At 36.3% G+C, this 17,177-nt stretch carries 16 protein-coding genes; 6 read left to right on the top strand and 10 right to left on the bottom strand.

From position 1 onward, the window contains the following. The first annotated feature begins 3 nt into the window (after window positions 1-3). The 3 genes from MYP_RS08330 to MYP_RS08320 all read left to right on the top strand — a co-directional run bounded on the left by MYP_RS08330 (window position 4) and on the right by MYP_RS08320 (window position 4,761). Window positions 4-2,412: a type IA DNA topoisomerase gene (locus MYP_RS08330; RefSeq protein WP_045461521.1), complete on the top strand. Its 2,409-nt coding sequence runs from the start codon at window positions 4-6 to the stop codon at window positions 2,410-2,412. A 142-nt stretch (window positions 2,413-2,554) separates the two neighbouring features. After that, entirely contained in the window at window positions 2,555-3,481 is a 927-nt protein-coding gene (locus MYP_RS08325; protein ID WP_045461519.1) for a T9SS type A sorting domain-containing protein, read from the top strand. Window positions 3,482-3,843: 362 nt separating this feature from the next. Next, window positions 3,844-4,761 carry a T9SS type A sorting domain-containing protein gene (locus MYP_RS08320; protein WP_045461518.1) on the top strand — a complete coding sequence of 306 codons (918 nt, stop codon included), beginning with the start codon at window positions 3,844-3,846 and terminating at the stop codon, window positions 4,759-4,761. A gap of 90 nt (window positions 4,762-4,851) precedes the next feature. Here MYP_RS08320 and MYP_RS08315 read toward each other — a convergent pair whose 3' ends face one another. Next, a complete protein-coding gene (locus MYP_RS08315; RefSeq protein WP_197060041.1) occupies window positions 4,852-5,367 on the bottom strand; it encodes a hypothetical protein in 516 nt (171 codons plus the stop codon). Window positions 5,368-5,493: 126 nt separating this feature from the next. Beyond that, window positions 5,494-7,095 (bottom strand): hypothetical protein, encoded by a 1,602-nt coding sequence (locus MYP_RS08310; protein ID WP_045461516.1) that lies wholly within the window; start codon window positions 7,093-7,095, stop codon window positions 5,494-5,496. Window positions 7,096-7,876: 781 nt separating this feature from the next. Here MYP_RS08310 and MYP_RS08305 point away from each other — a divergent pair. Both MYP_RS08305 and MYP_RS08300 read left to right on the top strand, forming a co-directional pair. Beyond that, window positions 7,877-9,706 carry an ABC transporter ATP-binding protein gene (locus MYP_RS08305; RefSeq protein WP_045461515.1) on the top strand — a complete coding sequence of 610 codons (1,830 nt, stop codon included), beginning with the start codon at window positions 7,877-7,879 and terminating at the stop codon, window positions 9,704-9,706. A 111-nt stretch (window positions 9,707-9,817) separates the two neighbouring features. Next, window positions 9,818-10,723 (top strand): NAD(P)/FAD-dependent oxidoreductase, encoded by a 906-nt coding sequence (locus MYP_RS08300; protein WP_045461514.1) that lies wholly within the window; start codon window positions 9,818-9,820, stop codon window positions 10,721-10,723. 172 nt (window positions 10,724-10,895) lie between these two features. Here the strand turns inward: MYP_RS08300 and MYP_RS08295 are convergent, their stop codons facing one another. Next, on the bottom strand, window positions 10,896-11,339 hold the full coding sequence (locus MYP_RS08295) for a TerB family tellurite resistance protein (protein WP_197060040.1): 444 nt from the start codon (window positions 11,337-11,339) through the stop codon (window positions 10,896-10,898). A 523-nt stretch (window positions 11,340-11,862) separates the two neighbouring features. Next, entirely contained in the window at window positions 11,863-12,228 is a 366-nt protein-coding gene (locus tag MYP_RS08290) for a DoxX family protein (RefSeq protein WP_045461512.1), read from the bottom strand. Between the two features lie 98 nt (window positions 12,229-12,326). On the opposite strand from MYP_RS08290, the gene MYP_RS08285 reads away from it, so the two are divergent. Continuing rightward, a complete protein-coding gene (locus tag MYP_RS08285; RefSeq protein ID WP_045461509.1) occupies window positions 12,327-12,674 on the top strand; it encodes a winged helix-turn-helix transcriptional regulator in 348 nt (115 codons plus the stop codon). Window positions 12,675-12,786: 112 nt separating this feature from the next. Here MYP_RS08285 and MYP_RS08280 read toward each other — a convergent pair whose 3' ends face one another. The 6 genes from MYP_RS08280 to MYP_RS08255 all read right to left on the bottom strand — a co-directional run bounded on the left by MYP_RS08280 (window position 12,787) and on the right by MYP_RS08255 (window position 17,139). Then, window positions 12,787-13,449 carry a hypothetical protein gene (locus tag MYP_RS08280; RefSeq protein ID WP_045461506.1) on the bottom strand — a complete coding sequence of 221 codons (663 nt, stop codon included), beginning with the start codon at window positions 13,447-13,449 and terminating at the stop codon, window positions 12,787-12,789. Between the two features lie 65 nt (window positions 13,450-13,514). Beyond that, entirely contained in the window at window positions 13,515-13,823 is a 309-nt protein-coding gene (locus MYP_RS08275) for a hypothetical protein (RefSeq protein WP_045461503.1), read from the bottom strand. 89 nt (window positions 13,824-13,912) lie between these two features. Then, window positions 13,913-14,947 carry an ABC transporter permease gene (locus tag MYP_RS08270; RefSeq protein ID WP_045461500.1) on the bottom strand — a complete coding sequence of 345 codons (1,035 nt, stop codon included), beginning with the start codon at window positions 14,945-14,947 and terminating at the stop codon, window positions 13,913-13,915. Then, complete coding sequence (locus MYP_RS08265) at window positions 14,940-15,839, bottom strand: ABC transporter ATP-binding protein (RefSeq protein ID WP_197060039.1); 900 nt, start codon at window positions 15,837-15,839, stop codon at window positions 14,940-14,942. Before MYP_RS08265 ends, MYP_RS08270 begins: the two co-directional genes overlap by 8 nt. Before the next feature lie 51 nt (window positions 15,840-15,890). Beyond that, the gene (locus tag MYP_RS08260) at window positions 15,891-16,301 is read right to left on the bottom strand and encodes a DUF1761 domain-containing protein (protein ID WP_045461494.1); all 411 of its coding nucleotides are present in this window, start codon (window positions 16,299-16,301) and stop codon (window positions 15,891-15,893) included. 10 nt (window positions 16,302-16,311) lie between these two features. Next, on the bottom strand, window positions 16,312-17,139 hold the full coding sequence (locus tag MYP_RS08255; RefSeq protein WP_045461492.1) for a hypothetical protein: 828 nt from the start codon (window positions 17,137-17,139) through the stop codon (window positions 16,312-16,314). Window positions 17,140-17,177 lie beyond the last annotated feature (38 nt).

Raw genomic sequence — 17,177 nt, 5'->3', positions numbered from 1 at the left:
AAATTGAAAGTCTGCATAGCCGAAAAACCAAGTGTTGCGAGAGAAATTGCCGAACTTCTGGGAGCCAAAAACAGAAAAGACGGTTATTTTGAAGGTAATGGTTATCAGGTAACCTGGACTATTGGCCATCTTTGTACACTGAAAGAACCGCAAGACTATGATGCTCAGTTAAAATGGTGGAACATTCAACACCTTCCTATTCTTCCTCCAAAGTTTGGCATTAAGGGTATTAACAACCCAGGAATGGAAAAACAACTTAAAACCATAACAAAACTGGTTAATGAAGCTACTGAAGTCATCAACTGTGGTGACGCTGGTCAGGAAGGGGAACTCATTCAGCGTTGGGTGCTTACAAAAGCTAACTGTACTAAACCTGTCAAGCGCCTCTGGATTTCCTCTCTGACTGAAGAGGCTATGAAAGAAGGTTTCAGGAATCTGAAAGACAGTAAAGAGTATGATCTGCTTTACGCGGCAGGGAGCTCAAGAGCTATTGGAGACTGGCTGCTCGGAATCAATGCTACGAGACTATATACTCTGAAATATGCTCAGGGCAAACAACTGCTCTCTATTGGACGGGTTCAAACTCCAACACTGGCTCTGATTGTTAACAGATATCTTGAAATAGAGAACTTTAAACCTCAGACTTATTGGGAGCTTAAAACTATATACCGGGATGTTGTCTTCTCGGCAAAAAATGGAAAGTTTAACGTAAAAGAGGATGCAGAGAAGATTCTTCAGAACATACAGAACGAGCTGTTTACAATTATTTCCTTTACCAAGAAAAAAGGTAAGGAAAGTGCTCCTAAGCTGTTTGACCTCACATCTTTGCAGGTTGAGTGTAATAAAAAATTCGGATATTCTGCTGATCTCACGCTTAATACGGTCCAGAGCCTTTATGAAAAAAAGCTGGTCACTTATCCAAGGGTGGATACCATGTATCTTCCAGATGATATTTATCCGAAAATAAAAGGAATACTTTCATCTATGACTGGTTATGCTGCGCTTACTCAGCCTTTGCTGGGGAGTGCTATCAAAAAGTCAAAGAACGTGTTCGATGACAAAAAAGTAACGGACCACCACGCAATTATTCCTACCAATATTAAAGCCGGAAACCTGGGTGGATATGAAGGCAATGTCTATGATCTTATAGCAAGACGTTTCATTGCTGCTTTTTATCCCGATTGTCAGGTTTCAAAAACAGAAGTTATCGGTAAAGTTAAAGATACCGAATTCAAAGCGACAGGTAAACAGATTCTGGAGGAAGGCTGGAGAGCAGTATACAAGGAAGAGAAAAAAGAAGAAGACGCAGAGCAGGATGACGACCAGATACTCCCTGAATTCAAAGAAGGAGAATCCGGCCCTCACAAACCAACACTCGCAGAGAAGCAGACAAAACCTCCAAAACATTATACGGAAGCAACATTGCTCAGAGCAATGGAAACAGCAGGTAAACAGGTAGCTGATGAAGAACTAAGAGAAGCAATGAAGGAAAATGGAATTGGAAGACCTTCGACACGAGCCAATATCATTGAAACTTTATTTAAGAGAAATTATATTAAGAAAGAAAAGAAAAATTTGATTCCCACCATCACGGGAATTCAGCTGATACAAACAATAGATTACGAATTACTGAAATCTGCCGAATTGACCGGCAAGTGGGAGAAGAAACTTCGTGATATAGAGAAAGGGTCCTTTGACGCCCGGGTCTTTCTCAATGAAATGAAACACATGGTAACTCAAATTGTTCACCATGTTAAAAACTCCAATGCGAAAAGAATTGCCATAGAAGTTACGCCTGCTGAGTCTGAACAAAAAAAGAAATCAGAAAATAAAGAGCAGAAAACCAAAAGTAAAAAAACTGAAACTGGTCAGGATACAGATATAAACCTTAGCTGCCCTAAATGTAAAAAGGGACTCATGATGAAAGGCAAAAAAGCATTTGGTTGTTCTGAATATAAAAATGGCTGCAGCTTTCTTGTGCCATTCGAGCTATTTGGCAAAACCCTTCCTGACAAACAACTTCAGTCACTTATTAAATCCGGTAAGACTGCCAACATTAAAGGCCTGAAAAAAGAAAGCGGAGAAGAAATTGAAGGAACTATTAAACTTGACGATCACTTCAATCCTGTTATTGAGGAAAAACAAGCAGAAACGCTTATTTGCCCTAAATGTAAAAAGGGTACTATCCTTGAAGGTAAGGCTGCATATGGTTGCGCCGAATGGAAGTCCGGATGTTATTTCCGAATACCCCTTTTATTTATGCAAAAGGAAATAAATAAAAATCACCTGAAGGCTTTGATTTCCAGTAAAGAAACTCCTGTCATTAAAGGTTTAACAGATGAATCAGGAGCAAAGACAAATGCAAAATTGAAACTTAATAGCACTTGGTCAATTGAAATATGCAAATCCTAAAGTGTAAAGATTTTTAAAAAAACTGACTATCCTGTTTTAAGCCAGCATACCGGCACCTAAATTTTTGTTTAAAATATACCTCAATTGCAGAAGGTATCAGATAATCAGTAATTTTTGCTTATAAACTTTTAACCATTTATATATGAAAAAAACAGTTATCAAATTTTTAATGCTTCTTGCAGCTATTCCGTCTTATGCTCAAATTGAAAACGGAGGTTTTGAATACTGGGAGACCAACTCAAATGGAAATGAAGAACCAACAGGGTGGACTTGTGACTTTTATCCCGGGGTTCTGGAAGACTTGCCGGCTCCTTTTGAAAAAGATCCTGATGCTTATACCGGTTCCTATGCTATCACTTTGAAAAATATTGTAGAAATTGAAGAAGACGGTAACAACAGTGAGATTATTGGAATCTATGGGTATCTCATGCTTGGAAAATTTAATTTTGAAACTGATAAGCTGGTTGGTCAGGCCATAAACGAAAGACCTATTGCCATTTCTGGATATTACAAATTTAATCAGGGCGCTCCTCTGGATTCTGACATTTATGATACAGCAAAAATTGATGTGGCTTTATCCAAATGGAATCCAGCTCATAATGTATCCGATTCACTAGTCACTGCTTCATTAAAGATATTCGAAACCAAAACCGAGTATACTAAATTCACATTAAATCTCAATTATGACGATGGTGCAATACCTGATACCCTTATTATTATGATTTCTACAGGCCCTGAAAGTCATAGTGGCTTCAATGGAACCACATTTACCATAGATGATCTTTCTTACACTACTGTAACTGGTTTAAGCCATCCGATTTCACGTTTGTATTCTGGCAAAACCTATCCCAACCCAGCAACTATTGAGGTTAACTTTAAAGATCTTCCCTCAGAGTCTCGTTTAATAGTAGTTAAAGATCTTTCCGGAAAAATGGTAAAGACACTAAGCTTAACATCAGATAATATCAATTTAGAAACCTCCGAGCTCAATTCAGGAATGTATTTATATACTGTTTTAGACAGTGAAGAGAATGTTCTATATACCGGCAAGCTTAATATCAAAAAATAAGCATACCATTTCTTCTATTCTCCGGTTTCCTGAAATCTTACAGACAAAGACAGCCGGAGAATTGAAAAAAAGTTAACGGTGAACAATCTAAAGGGATCCGGTCATAGATAAAAGCAAAACCTTGAATTTGTAGGAAATCCAGTTCTTTGTCAATTGAAATAAGCCTTTTATAAAGTCCTATATATAAATGAATTTGTAATTTATATATTACAGTCAAGCATATTGATTTTTAATGCAATGTCCTGAAACAAAGGGCGACTGTTTTTTAAAGACAGAGTCGTATCATGTATCCATGAATCTGATCAAGCCTTAAGAATTAATTATACAAAGGTTTTAGTTTCTTCAATTTTTAAACTGATTATATGAAAAAAATAGTTATTAAATTTTTACTGCTTTTCGCTGTTGTTCCTTCTTTTGCACAAATTGAAAACAGCGGATTTGAAAACTGGGAAATAAATTCTAACGGAGTTGAATTGCCTTCCGGGTGGTCCAGCGAATTCACTCCTGTTTCAACAAGTGATCTGCCTGTCAAAAAAGACCAGTCTTCATATTCTGGTTCATATGCCGTCACTTTAAAAAATATTCTGGAAGAAAGACAATCTGGAGGTGTCGTTACAACCTATGCAAATGTAGGAACTCTTTTCCTAGGTAGTTTTGACAGAAATGATTACAAACTGCCAGGTCAATCAATAAATGAGATACCTGCAGCTATTACTGGATATTATAAATTTTCACAAGGAGCTACTCAAGATTCTGATAATTATGATACTGCAACGGTTGAAGTTGTTTTAGCAAAATGGAACCCTTCCGCGGAAGTATTTGATATACTTGTTCGTCGCACATTAAAGATATACGAAACCAAAATAGAGTATACTAAATTTACTATCAACCTTGATTACGAAGGTAATATAATCCCAGACAAACTCTCCATTATCTTTTCAACAGCTCAAGCGGGCCAGATCTCTGATGGTACTTCATTAACTATTGATGATCTTTCTTATTCAACTGTCACAAGTGTAAGCACTCCTATATCCAGTTTATTTACTGGCAAGGCATATCCTAATCCTGCAACAGATGAGGTTAAGTTTATTGACCTGCCTGAAGAATCTTCTTCAATAATGGTAAAAGATATTTCGGGAAGAGTTGTGAAAAAACTTAGCTTAACATCTGATAATATTGACTTAGATACAACTGATCTTAATTCAGGAATGTATTTATATACTGTATTAGGAAGAGGGGAAAACGTTTTATATACAGGTAAATTTGCTATAAAAAAATAAATTCTTTAACTATTCTCCGGCTTTACTGACAAACTTTTTATTCAGGCAAGTCGGAGAATAGAAAGAAGTATTCATAAGAGCTTACGGTTCTTATAAATCATAAACAATTCCTCCTCTTACAACCGGCATTCTATTCGGTGCACTTTTATCCTGCAAAATATCGTAAAGAACAGATGCCTGAAATCTTGCTTTGTCACTTATTCTGTATTCATACCCTGCACCTACAGGAAGACCTGCAGTCCACACTCTATTGATGTTTTTGGAACCATCCGCATTGGTAGATGAAGTTTGAGTATTAAGTGTCTGAAATTCTCCATGCAGAAATGCATTCTCAAGAAAATAGAACTGACCGAATATTCTTCCACCTCCGGAAAGGATTGTTTGCGTTGAGCTCAAAGGCTTTTTATATGAAAAAATTGGTGAAAGGCCCAGGTTAAGTTTAAGATCTTCAATTTTATAGCCAATAATCGGTGCCACATCAAAATATACTCCATCATCATAACTCACACTCACGTTTCCTCCAGTATTGAGCTGAGCTGATGCATTCTTACTCATAAATATAAGAGCTGCCAAAACCGGCACAAAGTATAATCTTTTCAATTTCATCCAGGTGTTTTTATCAATTTTACAACTTTTGAATATTTTTTCCAAAAGTCTTATATAGTGCAGAGAACAATCGATTCTCCATAGTAAAACAAAAAGGGCCTTACGGCCCTTTAAACAATTTTTCTTTTACTTTCCCAGATCAACTCTTATAAGCACGTCCTGCTTTTTTTTCTTATAAACTTCAACAACAAAACTATTTTTATCTATTGGCAAAATCCTGCTTGTCTGAAATTGATAAACTGGCAATCCCAAAACATCTCTTGTGCTGGTTATTGATACCTTATCAACACTTCCGCTTTTGTCTGAGACCTTGTATGCTGTCAGGAAACCCTCTGCTCCATCACGATAAACTGCAGGAAATCTATCCGGTGTCAATTCCAGATTTCTTTCATTATCGAGGAACAGAAAATAATGCGAACCATCTGCAGCCATGTGTTTATATGACATACTTCCCCTTCCCGATGTACCTGTTTGTCTCTTAGGCAGTTTTTTCATCCATTCTAACTGACCGCTTTCATTTATTTTAGTTACAAGGAGATCGTTGTAATGATAGGTATAATAAGTACGACTGCTTCCATTGCTATTATAGTACGTATGAGCCTGAATATAATACTGTTCACCTACTAAAAGGACTCCTCCATTTTCATCAATAAACAGTTCTCTCAATTCAAGGTCTTCAAATTCAGCTTTATCTTTCTCTTCCTTTTTCTCATTCCGTCTCTGAGCCTTTTCGCTTATGTACATATTCAGTACTTCCAACGGAATCTCATAATTCCTTGAATCTACTAAATCGCCTTCTTTAGTAAGCTTAAAGCTAAAGATGCCATCAGCAGCATTCCGATAAGGCAAATTGCTATAAAATCCTGCACAGATCATATAAGAATCCGAAACTTCAAAGAGATAAACTTTATTGATAAATTTACTTCCAACAGTTACAGGAGTTATTACAATCTTATTATTCTTTCCGGACATCCTTAGCAGTTCAATATGATAGTTTGCTTGATTGTCATTTCTCTTCTTTTCATTAGTGGTTTCGTCATTATATACTGTTGTGAGTATATAGGCATTACCCTGGCTATCTACTGAATAGTCGAGATTATTCATTTTCTTCTCTGTATATGGCATGGTAACTTCTTCATCCCAAACCCTCTCTAAATTTTTGCCAAATACATGCATTCCTATTACATCGTAGCTTTTGCTGTCATTTTTGATCTGTGGTTTAAGGCGGTAATGAACAAGAAGTTTGTCATCGTTTTTTGAAAATTCTAAATCAAACTTATTTACCACACTGAAACTGTACCAGCCTCTTGAAATTAAATCACCTGAAACTTTTCCGTGAACCTGAACTAAAAGTTTCTCGTCAGGCTTCAGAGTACCCTTATCAAAATCTATTTCTCTGTAGAAAAGTTGTTCCATCTCTGCCTTTCTGTCCCATAAAGAATAAAAAATATAATATCTGTCACTAAACTCGACTATATGTTCGAGATTAAAGCCTTCCGGGAAATCTCTGTAAACGGATATCTTTTCAAAGGCTAATTTTTCAGAATTAAGCTTTTGAATAATAACTTCCCTCTTTCTAAGCTTAACAGTGAGTATTTCCGAACCTCTGTTAAAATAAAATTTGTTTTGAGCATCAATTACGCCATAAGGCTGACCTACGCTAATCTTAACCTGTGCTTGTGCTATAAAAGACAGAAAAAGAAAAAAAAGAATGAACCTGGATTTCATAGAGTGATAATCTATAATTATATGTTTATGGATGAATAGAACTTGCCGGATAAACGTATCTGGATTACAATTATATGCAAAGGTAAAGCAGAAAATTTAGCTTTATTTATTGATTTAAAAATATCCTTGAATAATGAATGGGATCAATTCTATATATCACTGGTCATCAAGACATTCAGATTACAGATAAAAATAATTCTCCTGCACACAATACTTTTAACTTCAGGTATTTCCCATTTCTTATCAATATTGGACATTAATATAAGTAAAATTAAGGACCGTTTCCTTTTCTTTTGCCGCTCCTCATGAAAAGGAAAGAAGTCAATTTTTGGTATCTGATCTACATTTTCAAACTCGTACCTTTAATATTTAACAAACTTTCTATAGAGATCTTTTTGAAAAAATAATCACACAACTATAACTGAGAAAGTAAAACCTGAAAAAATTCTAAAGCATCCATACCATATTTTTAACAATACTTTAATCTAAAGCGCATGCGGATACCATTGACTACTATATGAAGTGGATTGGGAAAATACAATCATTTCATTCAAATTTTTAGACAACAAAGAATTGCAGCATCCCTTTGAAACCAAGAGCTGGATTGCTGATTCATGGCATAACCAGACAACTAATTTTAAAGGGTACAGAAGATAGTAAACATTTTTGGGAAAAATATAGCCTTTTGCACCTGTTGTAAAGGGCTTTTTTCGTTATGACCTTCTCTTGCTTACCTTTGCCCTGACATAAATAGTATACCCCAAAAGCACATAAGTATATAATGCTAAGAAAACCATTATCTGGTAAAAATAACCAATCTCTGACAGAACGATATGGAGCTTTAAAAAATCTCCTTCCCTTTTTTAAGATCATTTGGAAGGCCAGCCCCATAATGTCTGTTTCAAATGGTATTCTCAGAATTATTAAAGGGATTATTCCTCTTTTGATGCTTTTAATAGCACGTAAAATAATTGATGAAATTGTCTTGATTTCAGGGCATCAGGCAGAGATTACTACCAGACTTTGGATTCTTGTTGGAAGTGAATTTGCTTTGGCAATCCTCTCCGATTTACTTTCAAGAGCCATAGCCCTCCTGGACAGCCTTCTTGGTGACTTGGTAGCCAACAGTACTTCATTGAAGCTAATGGACCATGCTGCTCAACTGGATATGAATCACTTTGAAGATTCTGAATTTTATGACAAGCTGGAACGTGCAAGAAGACAAACACTTGGCCGCACCGTACTGATGTCCCAAGTGCTAAGTCAGATGCAGGATGCTATATCCCTTGCTGGTCTTTCTGCTGGCCTGATCCTGTTTAATCCTTGGCTGATACTCTTATTGCTAATCGCAGTAATCCCTGCATTTCTTGGGGAGGCACATTTTAATGAAAAAACATATTCTTTGGTTCATGGACAAACACCCGAAAGGCGCGAACTGGATTATATCCGATATATAGGAGCAAGCGACGAAACTGCAAAAGAAGTTAAAATCTTTAATTTATCAGATTTTCTGAAATCACGATTTGCTGAACTTTCTTCTAAATTCTATAAGGCGAATAAAGCCTTGGCAACAAAAAGAGCATTGTGGGGAGGAGCATTGGCAGCAATAAGCAGCGCTGGCTATTATGGAGCTTATGTATTTATTATCATCAGAACAGTAAATGGCAGTCTGTCTCTTGGCGACCTTACTTTCCTGGCAGGTTCCTTTAATCAGTTAAGAACCTTGCTTCAGTCAATGCTTACAAGATTTTCAACCATTGCAGAAGGCTCCTTATACCTAAAAGATCTCTTTGATTTTTTTGAGTTAAAACCAGAAATCACAAGCCCTGCCAATCCAAGACCATTTCCAAATCCTATACAACAAGGTTTCCAATTCGATAATGTCGGCTTTAAATACAAACATGCAGAAAAGTGGGCAATCAGGAATCTAAATTTTTCATTAAATGCAGGTGAAAAATTAGCTCTGGTAGGTGAAAATGGAGCTGGCAAAACTACACTTGTAAAGCTCCTTTCACGATTATACGATCCTACTGAAGGGAGGATTCTTCTTGATGGTTTTGATATAAAAGAATATGATGTTTTGGAATTAAGATCAGGCATCGGAGTTATATTTCAGGATTTTGTAAGGTTCCAGATGACAGCAGGAAATAACATTGCTGTGGGAAGAATAGAACAAAAAGAAAACAACTACAGAATAGAACATGCTGCTTCTAAAAGTCTTGCCGATTCTGTTATTCTCAAACTACCTAAAGGGTATGAACAAATTATAGGCCGCCGTTTTGCAGAGGGCGTGGATCTTTCCGGAGGGGAATGGCAGAAAATTGCTCTTGGCAGGGCTTATATGAGAGACGCTCAGGTACTCATCCTTGATGAACCAACAGCAGCATTGGATGCAAGAGCAGAGCACGAAGTTTTTGTAAGATTTTCCGAACTGACCAAAGGTAAAACTGCTGTCCTTATAAGCCATCGGTTCTCTACTGTGCGGATGGCAGACAGAATACTGGTGATAGAAAACGGCCAGCTTCTGGAAATAGGCTCTCATGAAGAACTACTCAAAAAAGAAGGTCGGTATGCGGAGCTCTTTAATCTGCAAGCCCGGGGATATTTGTAATAAAGTTGAATGCTAAAAGCTTAAAGTTGAAAGTATTTGTCTTATATTTTCCAGTGTTTTGATCTTTTATCAAAGAGCACTTCTAAAGTTTCAACATGAACAGATAAAAATATGAAGATGGATTATTATGACTGCATTATAGTAGGAGGAAGCTACTCTGGTCTTTCTGCAGCTATGGCCTTAGGAAGATCTTTAAGAAATGTACTTATTATAGATGATGGCAAACCATGTAATGCGACAACACCACATTCTCATAACTTCATTACGCATGATGGTAAAAAACCTGCAGAAATCACAGCAATTGCTAAGCAGCAGGTTGAGCAATATAAAACCGTAAATTTTTATACAGGTTTTGCTCTAAAAGGCACTAAACTGGATGATGGATTTCAAATAGAAACAAAAGCAGGAGATATCTTTAAAAGTAAAAAAATGATTTTTGCCACAGGCATCAGAGATGTATTACCTGCAATAACCGGATTTTCTGCATGCTGGGGTATTTCTGTTATCCATTGTCCCTATTGCCATGGATATGAATTCCGGGAAAGTAAAACCGCTATTTTATCTAATGGAGATATGGCCTTTCATTTCTCTCAACTGATCTATAATCTCACAAAAGACCTGACTTTAATAACAAATGGAAAATCTGAACTAACAGCCGAGCAAACAGAAAAACTTCAGAAAAATAACATATCAGTTATTGAAAAAGAACTAGCTGAAGTTAAGCATAAAGAGGGATATCTTGAAGAAGTAATCTTTACTGATGGATCCACTATTCCTCTGAAAGCATTGTATGTCCGGCTTCCCTTTGAGCAACATTCTGACATACCTGCTTTGCTCGGGTGTGAAATTACAGACCAGGGATTTATTAAGGTTGATGCTATGCAAAAAACCACAGTCCCAGGAGTATTTGTGTGTGGGGACAACAGTAGTTTTATGCGTTCCGTCGCCAATGCAGTGTCTTCCGGTAACATGGCTGGAGCTGCTGCAAATAGGGAACTTTGTGAAGCAGAATTTTGAAGGGGAAAGCTGAAGAGTGAAGCAACAGTTCAAGCAACAGCAAGACAGAGCTAGTGTATATTGTTGCTGTTGATCAAATTCATTGCTATAAAAAAAAAGGCCCTCCTGGAGGGCCTTTTTATAAACACTAAGTGTATTACGAAAATATAAGGTGCAAGATGAATTTTAAGGATTAAAAGACAAGAAAGTCTGCACATTCCGCTTTTAACTCTTCTTTTGTTTTCGGCATTTCCCCTGTGATTCCTGTCGCGAGTTTTCTTACCAATACTCCTACAATTGCTTTTCTGAAACCTAGTTTTTCCGCAATCTCAATACATGCAGAAATTTCATTTTCATTATCAGCTCCTTCTACTATTGCCATTTCAACCAAATCATAAACTCTGTCAAATCTTTCAGAATCCGTTTTGGGAACTTTGAATTTGATCGGCTTATCTGATTTAATTATTGTTTTTAATTTATCATTACTTAATCCATTTCTCTTTCCGATCTCGAAAATCAATCTCTTCTCTGTCATCGAAAAATTACCGTCTGATTTAGCAATTGCCACAAGGTTGTTTATGTGACTTTTAACTCCCTTAGTCTTTTTGCTTTCAAAAATATCCAATGTGAGTTCCATATTTTTTACAATTTTTATCTAAGACAAAGGTAATAGCTTGTTAATGAAAAATGCAATATTTACTTTCAAAAAATAAGATAAAATCCAGAAAAATGGTCAATATTCTTTCAAATTTAACACTTATGTCGGATAAAGTACAATTTTAGGTGTTTAACCAATAATTAGAAAAATACAAATTTAAAAAGGCAATTTGAAAATTAAACAAATATTAAAAACTATTACTGAATAAATACAATTGTCTTTTCAATGTGCATTAATTGTGCATAGCAACTCCACCTTTTAGCTTTAATAATGATTCAATAGAATAGATATGCACCTATTTGTAATTTTCAGCACTAACTGTTTTTATGATTATTATAGAACCCTGTTTCTGGAAACCAGCTTTGGATATTAGCTACCACTTCTCTAACAAAAGTATGATTCAATACTGATTGAATTGAATACTATGGAGCTCAATCATAAAAAGGCCTGTCCTAAATTAAAGACCGGCCAATTTGCCAAACTAATAAAACAAAAATTTATGTTATTGGCTCTCTTTTGAATGTAGCTTAATCCCTGCCCAGTAAGAAATAGCAGTAATGACCAAAGCTATAAGTGGCATTACAAAAGGTGTTTGAGTAGCCAGATGCACCCAGACAGCTCCAATAAGCACAAAGCTGGTACCGGCATAGGCCCAATCTTTTGCGCGATTCCATACAGGCACTATAAATGCAATAGCAGCTAGCAACTTTGCCGTTCCCAGCATCATAATAAAAGACACAGGGAAGCCGAGCTTTTTGAAGTTTTCCACAAGCTCTGGATTTTTGGTTAAATACAAAAAGCTGCTGAATGCAAACATTAATGCCAATAACACAGAGGTTACCCAATAAATAATCTTCTCTTTTTTCATTGTAGCTATTTTTTGATGATTGAACTCAAAATTAGCTCAGAATGCTATACATTCGTAATCAGTTACCAATTGTATACCGGTTACAAAAAGTATATCGAATGGAAATAACGCATACAAAAGAATCTTGCGCAGCTAGCAGAAGGGCAATTCAGGATACCCTTGAGGTGATCAATGGCAAATGGAAACTGTTGATTTTAGTGACTTTACTAGAAAAGCCTTTACGGTTTAAAGAATTAGTCAGGGAAATTGGCGTGACACCAAGAATGCTTTCAAAGGAGCTTCAGGACATGGAAATGAATAAGCTTATAAGCAGGACCGTTTATCAAACCAAGCCCATCGCTGTTGAATATGCTATTACTGAGCATGGAAAAACCTTAAACAGGGTTTTGGAAGAAATAAAGAACTGGGGAATGTCTCACAGGAATAAGATAATGAGAGAGGAATAGGCAATTAGGAAAAGCTACACACTTATTCGAATAAACTGGTCCTTCTCAAACTGCTATTCTTTTAACCCATTTGTGTTAAAATTTTCTCTTGCTCAATAATTATTCGCACAAATTACCTCTCCTTTATCCAAACCTCACGCTCTTCAAAGGCATTATCTTTAATTAATCTTTGAAGCTCTTTTCTGGTTGGCTTTAATTGATACGATATAATTTCACCACTATCATTTTTTAAGGTAACTTTTTCCTGAACCGGCAGCAACTTAAATAAACTGTCCTGAGGCATAATCATGCTAACAGACAATCTATCCTTCTCCAGATCAAGTCTTTGAACTTTCCAGTTATTCTCTCCATATTTATAATTCAAAAAATAGGAGCCTTTTAAAGACCGGCATAGCTGGCTATCAGAAATTTTAAAAACTGTATCTATTGCCTGATATTGAGTATAAATAGAATCACCCGAAATTTTTAAAACTTTCAGCTTTTCTTTTTCATAATACACTTTCAGCTCTACGTCATTATTTTTATTTCCTGTAAAGTTGCTGTCTACATCATATCTTAAAAAAAGAATATTATGAGTTAATCTTTTTACAATTTTGTCCTCATAAATTAACAATTGCGCTCCATCTGCACCATTATAAGTGCCTCTGTATTTTTTATTAAATCCGCTTTCATTCTTGCTTTCCCCTGGCTGAGGTTCTATAAAATCAACAGATAAAGATTTTTCATCACATCCCATTACAACAGCTGCAAACAGGAATAAAAATAGTTTTTTCATTTTCTAAAGAATAAAAGTTCTGGCTAATAACGATTAGTCAATAATTATTTATTTCAAACTATTAACTATTTATTTTTCACCGGGACCGCATCATAGCAGGTATTTCCTGCCACCTTCTTAATGTTTACATCCACAGGATCATACGTTTTTACCTTCACTAAATTAACATCAATAGAAGAAGATGCAGATTTAATATTCACATCAATTGTGCCATCTGCATTGGTTTTGATTAAACGGTAGTTCGGATCATAGCCTACATGAGCAGAATTTTCTGCATGAGCATTTGGGATAATATCTACATGCTTTATGACAATGATTACAAGGCAAACAGCAATAATTGTTAAAATGGCTTTTGTATAAAGGTCGGTTTTCATAGGATATTTAGTTTAAAAATCTATTCAAGAAATATGACAAATAAAGCTGACAATTCTAAAAAGCGCAGGTGCCTCTATAAATTCTTAGTTTAATTCCACCTATAAATCTTCCTGCCTAACCAATAAAAGACAATTCCCTCAACCAACAATATCAATGATGGCAATAAAACATCCATTATTCCTGCTCCTTCTACAAAAATGCTCCTGAATGCGTCTGCTAACATGGTTAACGGTAAAATCTTTATAACCGGGATCAGCCATTCGGGAAAGTTATGGTAGCTGAAAAATATTCCTGATAAGATCATCATCGGTAAGGTCACGGCATTGATGATTCCATTTGCAACTTCAGTATTGGCTGTTTTGCTTGAAACCAGAATAGCTAATCCGGAGAAGGCGATAACACCACAAAAGAAAACTATTGCCAGCGCCAATAAGCTTCCACTGATCTGAACTTTAAAGAATATCCATGCGAACAGAAACAGAAAAACAGCTTCTGCAATGGTGATAAAAATTCTGGCGCTGAACTGTGCCAGAAAGAAATAAGATTTCTTCATTGGTGTCGCAATCATTCTTCTTAATAGCTTCTTAATTCTATAATTGATGAGGGTCCAGCTAATGCCCCAGATACACGAATTAAGAATGCCAAGTGCAATAAGGCCTGGTATCAGGAAATCGATGTAACGTGTTCCAAGAGAAGTAAGCGGCTGAACAACTATTTTCTTAGTCACTTTGTTGTCCCGACGAAATTCCCTTTCTAAAACCAGATAAGTGTTTTGAGCTTCAGTGTTTGAAGGATCAAGAAAAAATGTTATTCTGTCTGAAGAAGGCAGAAAATACAATTGAATTTCTCCTCTTTTAATACCAAGCTCCGCCTGGCTTTTAGTTCCATAAATAAATGTAAAACGGGAAGGCATGCCTATATCTGCACCAAGCTCCTTTTCAAAAGAGGCACTATCCGCGCTTCCCAGAATCATTACCGTTCTCTTGATTTCTTTGTTACTGAATGCAATACCCAAAACAGCCGCCATAATTATAGGAAAACCAATAGCCCAGAAAAGGATGGCTGGCTCTCTGTAAAAAGAGCGGAATTGTAAAAAAACAAGCTGAACAAATGAATTATTCATTAAGTGCCTTTCCGGTTAATGATATAAAGAGATCTTCCAAAGTTACCTTTCTGCTTTCTAGTTCAAGCAACTTCAGATTTTCCTTAGCTATCAGAGCAAGAAAATGTGGCAAGGTAATGGTAATGTCACTCACAACAAGCTTGCCTTTCGTGCCTCTTTTTTCCCAGAAAACTTTTTTGACTGAGGGTAACAATTTCAGGCTTTCCCCAAATGGTTTGTTAACCAGAAACTGTATGACTTCCCCTTCTCCATAGCTTTTAATCAGTTGTGGCAATGTTCCTTCAGCCAGAAAACTTCCCTTATTCATGATAATGATTCTGTCACAAAGATATTGAGCCTCTTCCATATAATGAGTAGTGAGAATCATTGCTGTTCCTGACGTCCGTTTCAGCTTTTCCAGCAAATTCCAGATCTCCCTTCTGGCATTAGGATCTAGTCCTGTAGTAGGTTCGTCCAATAGAAGTACTTTTGGATTGTTCAATAACGCAACTCCCAGAGCAAGCTTCTGTCTTTGTCCTCCTGAAAGATGATTTACATATGTTTTTCTCTTTGCTTCTAAACCAACAATTTCAAGGATTTCTTGAGCACGGGATTTTGGAAGTCCATAAAAGCTTGAAAAAAGATTTAATGTTTCTTCAACAGAATTCCGGTCAACAAAATGTGTTTCCTGTAAAGATATGCCCATAATTCTGTGAAGTTCCTCTTCATTGCCATTCCAGGATTTCCCCTGAATAAGAATTTCTCCTTTATCCTGCTTTTGGATCCCTTCGATCATTTCTATGAGGGTTGTTTTCCCTGCTCCATTCGGACCAAGCAAAGCGAGATATTCTCCGGCATTGACCTTAAAGGAAACATCATTAACGGCGACCAGACTTTTAAAAGTCTTTTTCACCTTTTCAACCTCAATTAATATTTCTTTATCCAATAGAAAAACTTAGTAGATTTAATGCCAGCCTCCTAATATAAGGCCCATAAGAGTGAAACCAGCCAAGTGATACCCAATATCAATGAAAAATAACTGTCTTGGCTTTCCTTCATAAAGGTAGGTGGTACTCATGGCCGTGCCCACCAAACCGGCTCCCGTTATGAGGCCAAGAAAAACTCCTTTTCCCGGAGTGTTAGTTGCGCTAAGCTCAACTATATAGTCCAGAAAAATTGCAGCAAATAATAATAATACAAATGTTCCTGCTGTCATACGCGTATATTTTTTCTCACTTTCTTTGGGAATCCGGACATTCCTGAACCAGGCAGCTTCAAAAAGCCCCGGAGAATACCAGACTGCACCAAGGATAAAATACATCGCGGCGGCTGTGATAATCGCCCAATAATTCATCTGAGAAAAAGCTGTTTCCATTTTATCTGCTTTAGCAATCTTCGCAAGTAATTACCAATTCGGCAATTGAAGACTGCATTAAGGCATTTCGGTTAAAAGATTTTCCGAAAATTCTTTTCAGATCTTTTTCCTCTGGCCTAGCTGCCACACCTTCCCTTGCAAAATAGATTAACTTATTTTCCGGCAAAATGATTAGAGAATCTGAAATCTCGGAAAAAGACTGTCCCACATGGTATCCACTTTTGGATTTGATATCCGGGCTATTAGTTTTTATATGATTAATGACTCCAACACTCCCGGATGTTTCAGCAATGATCCAATGTTTGTCAGTAAGTGAGATTTTAAGAGCAGGTGATTGATCCCAAAGCAAATAGTTTTCTGCCAGAGTATACATTGCCTGAACGCTATCCAGCTTTTGCCCCAGAATTATCTTGCCGATACCTGCACTGGTAATCATTGAATCAGAAAGCGGAAGATCCGGAGTGCCTGAAGGTTTTCTCCAGGGAGTTTTAACAACAACAGAATCTCCGGCAGGTTTTTCCAGTTTTGCATCCTTGACAGAATTCTGGCAGGAGAATGTAATTACAGAAATCAGAGCGCATACAACAACGCTTTTGTTCATATTCAAGATTTTAAAATTAAAGAATTTGATATTTCCCGATTTAAAAATAATGAAGCCAAAAGGATATTTAAGTATTATTCTGAATAAAATATGAATTGCAGATTTCCTGGACACAATCTCTTTCTTAACTCCATAATTGATCTTTTTTACCATAAATAATTCTTCAAAAAGTCTGTTTAATGAAAAAAACTGCGAATAATTGAACCTGATAAAATCCATCTCATGAGATAAGTTCATATTAATTTTTTTACCCGAACGATAAAGAACAAAGACCT

Source organism: Sporocytophaga myxococcoides (assembly GCF_000775915.1).
GTDB classification, from domain to species: Bacteria; Bacteroidota; Bacteroidia; order Cytophagales; family Cytophagaceae; genus Sporocytophaga; species Sporocytophaga myxococcoides_A.
This window is presented reverse-complemented; position numbering and strand designations above follow the sequence as displayed.